The organism is Hanamia caeni (genome assembly GCF_003721595.1).
Taxonomy (GTDB): Bacteria; Bacteroidota; Bacteroidia; order Chitinophagales; family Chitinophagaceae; genus Ginsengibacter; species Ginsengibacter caeni.
The window spans coordinates 225,816-240,123 of sequence record NZ_RJJR01000009.1 but is presented as its reverse complement, the minus strand read 5'-3'; the positions used below and the strand labels follow the sequence as shown (position 1 = coordinate 240,123).

Annotated in this window: 9 protein-coding genes; all 9 read left to right on the top strand. The window is 40.1% G+C overall.

What is annotated here, in order from left to right; all coding sequences use genetic code 11:
• The first annotated feature begins 99 nt into the window (after positions 1–99).
• The 9 genes from EFY79_RS12685 to EFY79_RS12645 all read left to right on the top strand — a co-directional run bounded on the left by EFY79_RS12685 (position 100) and on the right by EFY79_RS12645 (position 14,303).
• Positions 100–1,137, top strand: a complete 1,038-nt coding sequence (locus EFY79_RS12685; protein WP_123121081.1) for a zinc-dependent alcohol dehydrogenase family protein — start codon at positions 100–102, stop codon at positions 1,135–1,137.
• 149 nt (positions 1,138–1,286) lie between these two features.
• Positions 1,287–2,114 carry a universal stress protein gene (locus tag EFY79_RS12680; protein WP_123121080.1) on the top strand — a complete coding sequence of 276 codons (828 nt, stop codon included), beginning with the start codon at positions 1,287–1,289 and terminating at the stop codon, positions 2,112–2,114.
• A gap of 10 nt (positions 2,115–2,124) precedes the next feature.
• Positions 2,125–4,527 (top strand): phosphoenolpyruvate synthase, encoded by a 2,403-nt coding sequence (gene ppsA, locus EFY79_RS12675; RefSeq protein ID WP_123121126.1) that lies wholly within the window; start codon positions 2,125–2,127, stop codon positions 4,525–4,527.
• A 165-nt stretch (positions 4,528–4,692) separates the two neighbouring features.
• Positions 4,693–4,938: a DUF4342 domain-containing protein gene (locus EFY79_RS12670; RefSeq protein ID WP_123121079.1), complete on the top strand. Its 246-nt coding sequence runs from the start codon at positions 4,693–4,695 to the stop codon at positions 4,936–4,938.
• A gap of 94 nt (positions 4,939–5,032) precedes the next feature.
• Positions 5,033–6,355 (top strand): cation-translocating P-type ATPase, encoded by a 1,323-nt coding sequence (locus EFY79_RS12665; RefSeq protein WP_233577996.1) that lies wholly within the window; start codon positions 5,033–5,035, stop codon positions 6,353–6,355.
• 114 nt (positions 6,356–6,469) lie between these two features.
• Positions 6,470–7,690 carry a glycoside hydrolase family 88 protein gene (locus EFY79_RS12660; RefSeq protein WP_123121078.1) on the top strand — a complete coding sequence of 407 codons (1,221 nt, stop codon included), beginning with the start codon at positions 6,470–6,472 and terminating at the stop codon, positions 7,688–7,690.
• A 16-nt stretch (positions 7,691–7,706) separates the two neighbouring features.
• Positions 7,707–8,912 carry a glycoside hydrolase family 27 protein gene (locus EFY79_RS12655; protein ID WP_158605209.1) on the top strand — a complete coding sequence of 402 codons (1,206 nt, stop codon included), beginning with the start codon at positions 7,707–7,709 and terminating at the stop codon, positions 8,910–8,912.
• A gap of 42 nt (positions 8,913–8,954) precedes the next feature.
• On the top strand, positions 8,955–10,955 hold the full coding sequence (locus EFY79_RS12650; protein ID WP_123121076.1) for a polysaccharide lyase family 8 super-sandwich domain-containing protein: 2,001 nt from the start codon (positions 8,955–8,957) through the stop codon (positions 10,953–10,955).
• Between the two features lie 207 nt (positions 10,956–11,162).
• Entirely contained in the window at positions 11,163–14,303 is a 3,141-nt protein-coding gene (locus EFY79_RS12645) for a SusC/RagA family TonB-linked outer membrane protein (RefSeq protein WP_123121075.1), read from the top strand.
• The last annotated feature ends 5 nt before the right edge of the window (positions 14,304–14,308 follow it).

The window sequence follows — 14,308 nt, the reverse complement described above, 5'->3', positions numbered from 1 at the left end:
CTGCAAAACCAGCATCATCTTTAATACTGACTGCTGTCATCTTTTATGAGTTGGCTTTAAACCAACTTTACAATATTCTTTACTATTAAAATAAGTTGTATGAAAGCTCTCGTTTATCATGGCCCCGCCAAACAATCATGGGAAGAAAAGCCCCTACCTGCTATCCAGGAATCCACAGACGCTATCGTCAAAATCACTAAAACCACGATATGCGGTACAGATCTTCATATTATGAAGGGCGATGTGCCAACAGTTACTGATGGAAGAATCTTAGGCCACGAAGGTGTAGGAATTATTGAAGAAAAAGGAAGCGGCGTCGCCAATTTTAAAAAGGGCGATCATGTGCTGATATCCTGCATCACTTCGTGCGGCAAATGTGAGTATTGCAAAAAGGGCATGTATTCGCATTGCGAAAAGGGCGGATGGATACTGGGCAATATGATTGATGGCACACAAGCTGAATATGTAAGAATACCTTATGCAGATAACAGCCTGTATCCGATACCTGCAGGCGCCGATGAAGAAGCGCTGGTAATGTTAAGCGATATTCTGCCTACCGGTTTTGAATGCGGTGTACTGAACGGAAAGATACAACCCGGTGATTCGGTAGCGATAGTAGGCGCCGGACCAATTGGACTGGCGGCCTTGCTTACCGCACAATTTTATACACCCGCCCAGATTATAATGATAGATGTGGATGACAACAGGCTACAGGTTGCGAAAACATTTGGCGCTACCAGTATCGTCAACAGCAGTAAAGAAAATGCCATTGAAAAAGTGATGGCGCTTACAGGCGAAAAAGGCGTGGATACAGCGATTGAAGCGGTAGGCATCCCGGCAACTTTTGAGTTGTGCCAGTTTGTGATTGCACCCGGAGGCTGCATTGCCAATATTGGTGTGCATGGTAAAAGTGTTGAGTTGCACCTGGAAACCTTATGGTCAAGAAATATTTCCATTACCACGCGCCTTGTGGATACCGTTACTACGCCGATGCTTTTTAAAAATGTGCAGTCGGGAAAGCTGGATGCCAAAAAACTGATTACGCATCATTTTAAGCTGGAACAAATCATTGAGGCTTATAAAACTTTTGGCGACGCCGCCAAAGAAAAAGCGCTTAAAGTGATATTGGAAGCGTAAGAAGCAAAGATGTTCTAAAAAAATAAAGTATCGTTTCATAACAAACGTGTATGGAAAAGTTTTAGAAGATGTGGAATTGGCAAAAGAAGACTTTTACAGGAATAGACCAAACAGCATTTATCAAAAATTTTTAACGAATAATTTTTTTTATGAAAACAATTATTACAGCCGTAGATTTTTCGGATGCATCCATCAATGCGGCTAATTATGCCGCAGACATGGCGTTGGTGACCAATGCTGATTTATTGCTGTTACATATTTACCAAATCCCCGTAGCTTATCTGGAGATCCCCGTAGCTACAGAGGCAGATCAAGCAAGGATTGATGCCGAAGAATCTTTGTCGCAGTTGAAAGAACAACTAATAGTAAGGACAGGTGGCAATCTTAATATACGAAGCAGATTCGTTGTCGGGGTTTTCTTTCCTGAATTGAAAAATATTTGTGAAGAAATAAAGCCCTACGTCGTAATTATGGGCAGCCAGGGAACCACGGCTGCGCAACGTTTACTTTTCGGCGGACATACGGTTTACGCGATGAAGCACCTGATGTGGCCGTTAATCACAGTGCCACCTCATGCCGGATTTTCACAAATAAAAAAAATCGGTCTTGCCTGCGATTTTACTAAAGTGATAAATTCCACACCTGTTGAGGAAATAAAACGACTTGTAGAGGATTTACAGGCAGAGCTACACGTAATTAATTCAGGCAAAGATGAAACTTATCAACCTGATACGGTTTTTGAATCCGGTATGCTTCAGGAAATACTGGCACCTCTTAAGCCACAATATCATTTGATAACCGGTGAAAATGTGAATGAAGGCATTATTTCCTTTGTTGAAGATAATAATATCGATTTATTGGTCACATTGCCAAAGAGGCGCGGATTACTGGAAATGCTGGCTCATAGAAGCATTTCAAAACAACTCGTTCTTCATAGCGATGTGCCTGTTATGACGATGCATCCGGCAAGCAATTAATGTTATGAATATGAATGAATACATAAAAAAATTTAGCGAGACCGGCATCCAGGATACCGCGCAGGTGGGCGGTAAAAATTCTTCATTAGGCGAAATGTTTTCAAACCTTTCCTCAAAAGGCATTGCAGTGCCTGACGGGTTTGCGACGACTGCCTATGCCTTTGAAGAATTTCTTACGCAAAACGCTTTACATTCAAAGTTGGATAACCTGATGCATCAATTAGATAGAAACAATTATGCTAACCTTAATGAAACCGGTGCAAAAGCAAGAGAACTGATGCTTGCTGGTGAACTTCCCCCAAAGCTTCAATCTTTCATCCTGCAGGCGTATAAAGAATTATGCGGTGCGGGTGATTGCGAAGTGGCCGTGAGAAGCAGCGCTACCGCAGAAGATTTGCCGCAGGCGAGCTTTGCCGGTCAACATGAAAGTTACCTGAATATTAGTGGCTGTGCAGCTTTACTCATTGCAGTAAAAAAATGCTTCGCTTCGCTTTATACGGACAGGGCTATCAAATACAGGGAAGAAAATGGTTTTGCGCATCAGAAAGTAGCATTGTCTGTGGGTGTTCAGAAAATGGTGCGTTCGGATAAAGCTTCGTCCGGCGTCATCTTTACGCTGGAACCTGAATCGGGCTTCCGCGATATTGTACATATTAGCGGCGTATGGGGGCTGGGCGAAAACATTGTGCAGGGCACTGTTACGCCTGATGAATTTTTAGTTTTTAAACCGACATTGCTCCAGGGAAAAAATGTCATTACGCAAAAGAAGTTAGGTACCAAGGCGAAAACTATGATCTACAGTTCCGATAAAAATGAATCGGTTATTAATACCGATACGCCGAAAGAAAAGCAAGAAGTTTTTGTACTGAGCAATGAAGAAATAACCCGGCTGGCCCACTGGGCATTGATTATAGAAAATCATTATCAAAAACCAATGGATATTGAATGGGCAAAAGATGGCATCACCAATGAAATCTTCATCATACAGGCAAGGCCGGAAACGGTTCATTCCCGGAAAAATCCATTGCTGATAAAAGAATATAAACTACTGGACAAAGGAACTGTGCTGGTGCAGGGCGAAGCCATTGGTTCCAAAATAACCAGTGGAATAGCGCGGATACTACATTCACCAAATGAAGCCGGCAAATTACAGGCGGGCGAAATCATCGTTACTGACACCACCAGCCCCGACTGGGATCCGCTGCTGCAGAAGGCCTCGGCCATCATCACCAATAAAGGTGGAAGAACCAGTCATGCATCTATTGTTGCAAGGGAAATGGGTGTGCCTGCAATCGTGGGTAGTGGCGATGCGACTGATAAAATCAAGGATGGCGAACTGATAACGGTTTCATGCAGTGAAGGAAAAACCGGTTTTGTGTATAAAGGGAAATTAAATTTTACAATTACCGACCTGGATTTTTCATCCATAAAAAAGCCTGAAACCACTGAAGTAATGCTTATCGTTGGCGATCCCGACAAGGCATTTGAATTATCATTTTACCCCAATGACGGCGTAGGATTGATGCGCATGGAATTTTTCATTACGCATTCCATAAAGATTCACCCGATGGCATTGGTCAGGTTTAATGAGCTGAATGATGCGGCAACCAAGCAGCAAATTGAAGAACTGACGCATCATTATCCTGATAAAGGAAAATATTTTGTTGATAAGCTTTCGCAGGGAATTGGAACAATTGCTGCGGCTTTTTATCCCAAGGGCGTCATTGTAAGAATGAGTGATTTTAAAACCAATGAATATGCCAACCTTATTGGTGGAAAGGACTTTGAGCCGAAGGAAGAAAACCCGACGCTCGGCTTCCGTGGAGCTTCAAGGTATTATAATGAACGATATAGAGAAGGTTTCCGGCTGGAATGTGAGGCAATAAAAAAAGTGAGAGAAGATATGGGATTCACCAATGTAAAAGTGATGATTCCTTTTTGCCGGACTATTGATGAAGGCAACAAAGTGATTGCAGTCATGAAAAATTTCGGACTGCAACAGCATGTGAATGGTCTTGAAATTTATGTGATGGCGGAAATACCTTCCAACGTGATACTGGTAGAAAAGTTTGCAAAAATATTTGATGGCTTTTCTATTGGTTCAAATGACCTTACGCAACTCACTCTTGGTATAGACAGGGATTCCGCGATTATAAGTGATTTGTTCAGCGAACAGAATGAAGCGCCTAAAGAAATGATTGCAACGATGATTGCCAAAGCTCATAAAGCCGGAAGAAAAATAGGCTTGTGCGGCCAGGCCCCAAGCGACTTCCCGGAATTTGCCCAATTCTTAGTAAACGAACAAATAACCAGTATTTCTTTTAACCCCGATGCTATTTTAAAAGGAATTGAAAATATAAGAAAAGCGGAAAAAGAAAAAATGAAAAATTTACAAATTGCGCATATTCTTTAATCAGTCGCACAATATTTCATCCTGGAAATGATGAATTGAAAAGATTAATGACAATCAGATTTTAGCCGGTGCCTCTCACTTTTCCAGTAATAGACTGTTGCCGGTATTTTTGGAAAAAGCAACCGGCAATTTCATTAAATTTATCTTTCAAAATAAAAACAGGATATGGGTACAACAGAATTTTTTAAGACCACCGGGGAAAATTTACTTAAAAAAGTGAAGGAATTAATTGATGAAGGGAATGTAAGACGAATAACCGTAACGGAAAAATCAGGAAGGGAATTAATGAGCTTTCCTCTGACTGTTGGAGTTGTGGGCGCTATCCTCGCACCCGTACTTGCTGCTGTGGGCGCGCTGGCAGCCCTGATAGGCGAATGCACGATTGCTGTGGAAAGAGAAAATGACGAATAGAAGATGACGGGCTATTATTTTTTTTAGTTCAAAACAGTAATGGATAGTGCACTAAATAAAAACGCCTTTATCATTCACCTAAATACTCATTCCGTTGGAATTTTTCTGGACGCATACGATAGCTGAATTATACCAGCAGCTAAATACTTCCATGGAAGGCTTAACCGAAACTGCAGCTTATCAGCAACAACAGCAGCGGATTGATAAAACCAATATCAAAAAGCCATGGATAAAAGATTTACTGCTGCTCATATCGCAATATAAAAATCCATTAATATTATTGCTCGTCTTTGCTGTTATTCTTTCAACTTTTTTGGGTGAATACTCAGAGAGCATCATTATTCTTGTTGTACTGTTACTAACAGGCATTTTAGGCTTTATACAGGAAAGAAGTGCAGGCCACGCTATTGAAAAGCTTCGCCGGTTAGTGCATAACGTGGCTGCTGTAAAAAGAGATAATGTTGAGAAGGAGATTCCGGTTGAGGAAGTAGTTCCGGGAGATATTGTCTTGTTAAATGCCGGTGATATTATTCCTGCGGATTGTTACATCATTCAATCAAATGATTTGCATGTAAACGAATCGGTACTTACAGGCGAATCTTTTCCCTCAGAAAAGTTTTCAGGTGATTGTACTGTAAGAGCGCCTTTATCAAAAGTTACCAATGCCGTATTTAAAGGCACAAGTGTTATCAACGGCACAGCAACTGTGCTTGCCGTAACCACAGGCAACAAAACCATTCTCGGCAAGATTGGATATTCGCTTCAAAAAGAACAGGCGCCCACCGCTTTTGAGAAAGGCATAAACAGGTTTGGCTACCTGCTCATGTATTTGACCATCGTCATTTCAGTAGCTATCTTAATTATTAACCTATCGCTTCATAAACCCTTATTTGATTCGATTTTATTCGCACTGGCGCTGGCTGTTGGACTGGCACCTGAGTTGTTGCCGGCTATCATTACAATCACCCTCGCCGCCGGCGCCAAACGAATGGCAGGGAAAAAAGTAATTGTAAAAAAATTAAGTGCTATTCAAAATCTTGGTGAGATTGATATTTTATGCAGCGATAAAACCGGCACACTTACCGAAGGCATTGTAAAGCTTAAAGACGCTATTGATTGCAACGGGAAACAAAGCGACAAAGTTATATTGTATGCCTTGTTGAATGCAACGTTCCAAACAGGATTCTATAATCCGATTGACGAGGCCATCAAAGCAGCTTCGGACAGAGATATAAATGCTTTTAAGAAAATTGATGAAGTGCCTTACGATTTTCAACGCAAGCGTTTAAGCATTGTTATCAAAGAAAATAACAGGCAAATCATGATTACAAAAGGCGCCGTTAACAATGTGCTTGCCGTTTGCACTAATGCAGAAAGCGTTGACAATAAATTTTTGAAAGTCCAATATTTCGAATAATAAAATGAAATATAGTTGTATAATCCATTCTTTACATCAAAAAATACAAGCATGTTTGGGGTGAAACATGAATATTTGTGACTAATTCGTTTAAAGGAATTTAATAGATTATTTATGGTAAAAGTATTTGCATTCCTGATTTTTTCCTGTTGTTTATTAAATGGGTGTTCTTCACAAAAAAAAATAGCCGCCTCCCAAAAGGCCCTGCTCGTAAAAAAGCTTCAGGATGTTTTGGCCCAGTCGGCCCGTCAGTATAAATTACTACAGGCTGCAACGCCTTTAGAATATTTGCCCCGGACTTTTGAAAATGGTGAAATAAAAACCACTAGTCCCGATGGATGGGTAAGCGGGTTCTTTCCAGGTACCTTATTGTATTTGTACCAGTGCACGAATGATAAAACCTTATTGAATGCAGCATTTGCGCGAATGAAATTATTGGAGAAAGAACAATTCAACAAAACTACCCATGACCTTGGATTTATGATGTATTGCAGTTTTGGGAATGCTGTCCGCATTACACCAGATGCCGGATACGATTCAATTTTGATAAACAGTGCCCGTTCATTAAGCACGCGATTCAATCCAAAAGTTGGATGTATTCGTTCATGGAATTCAGCACCTTCACATTTTTTGGTAATTATAGATAACATGATGAATCTTGAATTGCTGATGTATGCCTTTGAAAAAACACATGATTCTTCATTTTATCATATTGCTGTTACCCATGCCAATACTACTATGAAAAATCATTTTCGCCCTGATTACAGTTCTTATCACGTGGTGGATTATAATCCAGCTACAGGGGCGGTGCAGCGAAAAATAACCAACCAGGGCGCCGCTGATGAATCGGCATGGGCCAGAGGACAGGCATGGGGATTGTACGGTTATACAATGATGTACAGAACAACGGGGGATAAAAAATATCTTGAGCAGGCTAAGCATATAGCGGATTTTATTTTACATCATCCTAATCTTCCGTCCGATAAAATTCCTTTTTGGGATTTCAATGCACCAGGCATTCCGAATGCTTACCGCGATGCTTCGGCTGCAGCAATTATAAGCAGCGCGTTAATAGAATTGGCAGGCTATACATCCGGCAATGAAAAGAATGAATATAAAAATGTAGCGGCTACCATTTTGAAAAATTTATCTTCCCCACCTTATAAATCCAAAGGCGATGAAGTTGGCGGATTTCTGTTAAAACATAGTGTAGGTAATCTTCCTGCTAAATCTGAAATAGATGTTCCTTTAAGTTATGCCGATTATTATTTCGTTGAAGCTTCCATGCGTTATTTAGGCAAACTGCCTGTTGAAAGAATAAATGCCAATAAATAAAAAAAGCAACCTGAACATGAACAAAAAATATTTCGCACAATATCTTTTATTGCTGGTATTCTTTTTAAGCCCAAGCTCAATAAAAGCGCAGCAAAATGGCCTTGCATTAACACCGCCGATGGGGTGGTCAAGCTGGTATCCTTTTGTAGATACCATCAATGAAAAAAAGATAATGGAGACGGCTGATGCAATGGTTAGCACGGGCTTGCGCGATTTAGGCTACACTATTTTACAATTGGATGATGGATGGATGGCCAAAACGCGTGATGAAAACGGAAGGCAGTTTGCAGATAAAAAAAGATTTCCGCATGGCCTGAAATTTCTTGCCGATTACCTGCACGCCCGCGGGTTGAAATTAGGTATCTATTCTTCTGCCGGCGCCACCACCTGCGCAGGCTACCCCGGAAGTTATGGCCACGAAGAACTTGATGCAAAAACCTACGCCTCATGGGGTATTGATTATTTAAAATATGACGCCTGTGGCAACAAAGAAGGACATTCCGATAAAGAATTATTTACCCGCATGGGCAATGCATTGAAGGCAACAGGAAGGCCTGTCATTTTTAATCTTTGTATTTTTTATAGTGATACTACACATCTTTGGGGAGCTGCTCTCGGCAATACATGGCGAACCGGCGGCGACATTGTGAAGTTTATTGAAAAAAATCCGGAAGTAACATATCAAAATTGGTATTCAACATTAGAAACACAGGTTTTAGGAAAAGAAAAATATGCTGGCCCCGGACACTGGAACGACCCGGATAACCTGATAGTGGGTTATGCCAGAAATAATAAACAAACATTAGCCGAGCAGCAGGCACAGTTTAGCTTTTGGTCATTGCTGGCAGCTCCTTTATTTTTAGGAAATGACGTACGCAATATGCCCCCGGAAATAAAAAAGATTATTACCAATAAAGAAGTGATTGCCATAAATCAGGATAAAGAAGGAAAGCAGGGTACCAGGATAGTTTCAGAAAAGAATTATGAGATTTGGGTGAAACCATTGAGCGATGAAGCAAAAGCGGTAATTCTTTTTAATAAAACAAATTCATCTCTGAAAATTCAATTGAAGAAAAATGATTTGGATATGCAGGGAAAACTAAAAATGAGAGACCTGTGGCGACATGCCAACCAGGGGTTATTAAAAAAATCTTTTACTGCTAAGGTTGCCCCTCATGGTGTAGTGATGCTCAAAATATTGCATGCTAACGGTAATGAATAGACGAAATTAAAAACTTATAATTTCTTATCAACGGGAAAATCTATGAAAAAATTAGCATGCTGCATTAGCTTAGCTTTCATATCAATAATTGGTTATGCTCAAAGCCAGCAGGATATTGATTCTATGTTGAACCGGTATAAAATCTATTTACTCTTAACAGATACATCGCTGACGCATTTTGAAAATATTCCTCCTGTAAATGAAGAAGGAATGTGGAGTGATATTAATTACGAAAATAATCAGCCTGGCTACTGGCAGGTAGCTGATCACCTGCGAAGAATACGTTCTTTGGCAATGGCCTGGTCAAAAGAAAATTCTACGGCTTATCATTCTGAAAAAATTAAAAGAACTATTTCACTTGCACTTGACCACTGGAATAGCAATCGTTATAAAAGTAAAAACTGGTGGTTTAATGAAATTGGTATTCCACAAATAATGAGGGATATTATTGTGCTGATGAAAGACAGCTTATCATTCGAACAATTAAACCAATCGCTTGAAGTGCTGGCCCAGTACAAGTTAGCAGGCACGGGTGCCAACCTGGTTTGGAGTGCAGATTTGGGTTTGCATTATGGCGCTTTAACCCACAATTTTGCTTTGATGCAGCAATGCCGCGATACGATATTGTCGGTAATTAAAATTACTACCAAAGAAGGTGTTCAGCCGGATTATAGCTTTCATCAGCATGGCAGCCGGTTGCAGATGTATCATTATGGCGGCGCTTTTCTCTTAGACAATGTTCGTCTTGCATGGGAGTTGCGCGGATTGTGGCTTGCATTTCCTCCTGCAAAAATACAGGTGCTTACTGATTTTGCATTAAAGGGATGGCAATGGATGGCAAGAGGTATTAATACCGTTCCCGGCACGATTGACAGAGCCGCCAGCCGTTTACATGCCTTACATAGTGCTGATATCAGGAATATTATTCCGCTTCTTTACCAGTTGCAGCCGGATAGCATTAACGCTTTTAAAAATATGCTGGCAGTTCAGGAGGGAAAAGCATGGTTACAAGGATATCGCTATTTTCCTTATTCTGATTTTACTGCCTATCAACAAAAGGATTTTAGTTTTTTTCTGAAAACAAATTCCATACGCACTTTATTGACGGAATCCATTAATGAAGAAAATCTGAAAGGCGATTTATTAAACAGCGGCGATGGTTATTTTATCAGTAATGGCAATGAATACTACGACCTGATGCCCTTTTGGGATTGGGAGAAGCTTCCGGGGATTACCAATTTCAGCGGTGATATAAAAAATAAAATCCAACGGCAAAAATTTGTAGGAAATGTAAGCGATAATAACTGTGGCCTTGCAGTAATGGATTATTCATTGAAAAAAGATGATCAAACCTTAAGGGCAAAAAAGTTTTGGGCTTCTTATAAAGATATTACCGTGGCTTTAATTGCAGGAATAAAAACAAAAAACCTGACTAAAAGTGCTTTTACTGTACTTGACCAATGCCGCTGGCAAGGTGATGTAACGTTGAACAGGGTGGGCAATATTTTACAGGAAGGGCTACATAACTATGACCATATTGATTGGGTTTATCAAAACCAATTTGTATATATCCCCCTGGAAAAAGACAGCATCGAAATACAATTAAAAAATAAAACCGCTAGCTGGTCTGAAATAAATAAATCAGAAAGCTCTGAGATAGTAAAGGATAAAATTTTCATGCCATTGATTATTCATTCACCCGCTAATACCGCTTCAGGTTATGTGGTAGCATTTGCTTCCACGCCACAACAGGCAGAAGTGATTGCAAAGAATCCATCATGGAAAATTTTGCGCAATGACAGTATTTGCCAGGCTGTATGGTTTGATAAGAAAACGGTAATGGCCGCATTTTATAAAGCAGCAAAAACAAGACTATCTACCTTTTTTATTTCTGTAAATAAACCCTGCCTTATCCTGGTATCAGATGGCGGAATTTATGCCAGCGACCCCAGTCATACCGGCGGAGCCTTTTCAATTACCATAAACAAAAGAATTTTTTCTGTTGCTTTGCCACCGGATGGAACTACATTAAAAATTCGTTAGCACAATTCAATAAGCGTCCTGCAAATCATAAGAATGTCCATCCATACAGTTAAATCGCCTATTCTTTCTTATCCGCAATCAGAATACATTTGAATCCGGAATACATCTTCTTTTCTTTTTATTCAAAATCTATTAAAAAAATGATTCAAATAAGTTCATTGTCTATCCTTATAACCAAAAATTTCTGCCCTTTAAACTAAATTAAATATGAAAAATTATTTTACGCCAAATCTTGGTTTTGTAAAACCAATCTCCACTTCTGAGAACTGTAAAAAAGAGCCACCAAAAGCGATAATAAAAAAAATATCATTATTTGCTTTTTGTTTAATGGTCTTTTGTTGCCAGGCATTTGCACAGCAAATTACAGTGCACGGCAAAGTGCTGGATAGTAAAACTCAGGCTAACCTGGTAGGGGCTACAATTACTGTGGTCGGTAAACAGGCAGGCACTGTATCAGATGAAAATGGTGAATTTTCTATAAAGGCTAATGTGGGTGACCAACTGAAAATTCAATCAGTTGGCTATGCAGAATCTGTGGTGACAGTAACTGAAGCCCCAGACATTACTGTTGAACTTAATGCAGTGGTTCAATCGCTTAATAATGTAGTAGTAATTGGATACGGCACCAGTAAGAAAAAGGATTTGACAGGGGCTGTTGCTTCTATCAAATTAGAAAACTCACCTGTAGCACTCCTTCCTAATGTGAATGTGTTGGATGCATTAAAAGGCAGATTGCCCGGTCTGAACATCGGAGTAACTACCAACGCGGGGGGCAATCCGAGTTTTGAAATTCGCGGTCAGAATTCAATCAGGGCTGAGAAATCACCATTAATAGTTTTAGATGGAGTAATCTACACCGGCAGTTTTAACGAAATCAATCCAAGTGACATTGCCAGTGTAGATGTTTTAAAAGATGCAAGCTCTGCAGCAGTATATGGATCGAGATCAGCCAATGGTGTAATTCTTATTACCACTAAACGGGGCAAAGCTGGTAAGCCACTGATTAATTTCAGGGCTACCTCAGGGATTCAGACTTACACCCGCAAGCCAGATATGAGAGATGGCCCGCAATTTATCCAGTTCAGAACCGATGTTCAAAAAATGAATGGAGCTTCGCCCTCTGACCTTGAAATTGACAGGTTATTAAATCCAAAAGAATTAGAAGCTTATAATGCCGGTCATACGGTTAACTGGTGGAATGAGGTAACAAGTCCGGCTCCTTTCCAGGATTACCAGATGAGTGTTTCAGGCGGTTCGGAAGGTGTAAATTATTATGTATCGGGAGATTATATGAACCAAAAGGGGATCGTGTATAATGACCAGTTTAAAAAGTTTACTTTCCTCGCAAAACTGGAGGCAAAAATCACCAGTTGGATGAAATATGGAATAACGCTTTCTGTAGCCAATAAAAATGCAGATGGTGTTTCAGCAGATTTGGAAAAAGGTACGATCATGGGACCTTACTCTTATGTACATTCCACATTTCCGGGTTTTGAAAACTGGTATGAACGATATCCGCAAAGTTCCACCACCACATTCAGCCCCTTTTGGAGAACCTTAACTTATGATGAAGACCGCAATCAGAATTACCGTTCCACTAATTTTCTTCGCTTTGATATTCCCTGGGTAGATGGATTGTCTTATACTGCCACTTATGCATTGAATCGATGGGAGGGGCACGGCTCTCAATTCAATGATGAAAAAACATTCGTTAACACTTTGAAATTGACTGACTTGCAGGATCAAACCAAATTCCTGGTAGATGCCAACGGATACCGGAACAATTCTCAAAGAACAGACTGGTATTTGAGTCATATTGTTAACTACAATCAAATCTTTAACAATCATTCTTTCGATGTTACGCTGCTGGCCGAAAGGCAGGAGGTGAAGAACCGTAGCATGAGTTTATCTGCAAAAGATTTTTCACAGGCAGGAACCACTGTATTGGGAGTGAACAGCCTGGAACTGGGCGACCCCACTAAAAGATCAGTTAGTACGAGCCTCAACCAATTGGATCAATTAGCTTACATGGCAAGAGTAAATTATGTTTATAAGCAACGTTATCATTTATCAGCGTCTATTCGCAAAGATGGTTATTCCGGTTTTGCCACAGGCAATCAATACGGTACCTTTCGGGCGCTTGCTGCTGCCTGGACTGCCAGCGGAGAATCATTTGTAAGAGACAATCTGCCATTTGTAAATTTTCTTAAACTGAGAGCCTCTTATGGTGAGAATGGCAACCCAACTGTAGGCGCTTATGCTACGTTCCCCAGCATAGCAACTTCTAATTATTTATTTGGTACCAATTCCGTCAACACGGCTTATGTAAACCGGCTTGCCAATAAAAACCTGAAATGGGAAACGACAACTTCCTTTAATTTGGGAATGGACTTCTCAATTTTTAAAGATGTAGTGAGTGGTAATATTGATTATTATAATTCGAACACCACCGACCTGCTTATCAGAAGGGCGATTCCAATAATGAATGGTTTTACAACAGTTGATGATAACCTGGGGAAAAATCATAACTCAGGATTAGAGATTCAAATAAACACTAACAACATACAAACCAAGGATTTTAAATGGTCATCAGGATTGTATTTCTGGAAAAACAGAAATAAAATCATTACTATTTATGGCCTGGACGGTAACAAAGATGGAAGAGAAGATGATGATATTGCAAATGGCTATTTTATTGGCAAATCATTAGGTGCTATTTATGATTACACCTTCGATGGAATCATTCAAACAGAAGACACTGCCTTCATCAGGCAATATGGTGGAAGGCCCGGCGATGTAAAATTGAAGGATCTAAACAACAATGGAAAAATTGATCCTGACGACCGTTCAATTATTGGATACACCAAACCCAATTATTCATTGTCTTTTTCCAATACTATTTCTTACAAAAACCTGGAACTCTACTTTATGTTCAGTACCATACAGGGTGGTGGAAAAGACAATTATTACCTGGCAAGTAACCAGTTTGCGCAGAACCCTAACACGCTTTTTGCAACAGTTGCCAACTGGCTCGACAAGCCATACTGGATGCCGGATCATCCATCCAATATAACTCCGCGTCCCAACTATAGCAATACTTATGGCTATAAGTTTTCGCAAGGTCATAGTTTTATCCGCCTGCAGGATGTTATCTTATCGTATCAACTTGATAATAAATTATTGGCCAACACCCCTGTAAAAAATCTGAAAGTATATGTTGCCGGTAAAAACCTCCTGACATGGACAAAGTGGGAAGGTTTAGATCCTGAGACCGCAACGACCTTTGCCTCAGTAAACGGCTTTCCTGTAATGAAAACAGTCACTTTTGGATTAGACGTTTCTTTTTAACCAAT

Coding starts and splice junctions, on each gene's coding strand:
- EFY79_RS12670 (WP_123121079.1), top strand. CDS start 4,693: ATGGGTACAACAGAATTTTTTAAGACCACCGGGGAAAATTTACTTAAA.
- EFY79_RS12685 (WP_123121081.1), top strand. CDS start 100: ATGAAAGCTCTCGTTTATCATGGCCCCGCCAAACAATCATGGGAAGAA.
- EFY79_RS12660 (WP_123121078.1), top strand. CDS start 6,470: ATGGTAAAAGTATTTGCATTCCTGATTTTTTCCTGTTGTTTATTAAAT.
- EFY79_RS12680 (WP_123121080.1), top strand. CDS start 1,287: ATGAAAACAATTATTACAGCCGTAGATTTTTCGGATGCATCCATCAAT.
- EFY79_RS12650 (WP_123121076.1), top strand. CDS start 8,955: ATGAAAAAATTAGCATGCTGCATTAGCTTAGCTTTCATATCAATAATT.
- ppsA (WP_123121126.1), top strand. CDS start 2,125: ATGAATGAATACATAAAAAAATTTAGCGAGACCGGCATCCAGGATACC.
- EFY79_RS12655 (WP_158605209.1), top strand. CDS start 7,707: ATGAACAAAAAATATTTCGCACAATATCTTTTATTGCTGGTATTCTTT.
- EFY79_RS12645 (WP_123121075.1), top strand. CDS start 11,163: ATGAAAAATTATTTTACGCCAAATCTTGGTTTTGTAAAACCAATCTCC.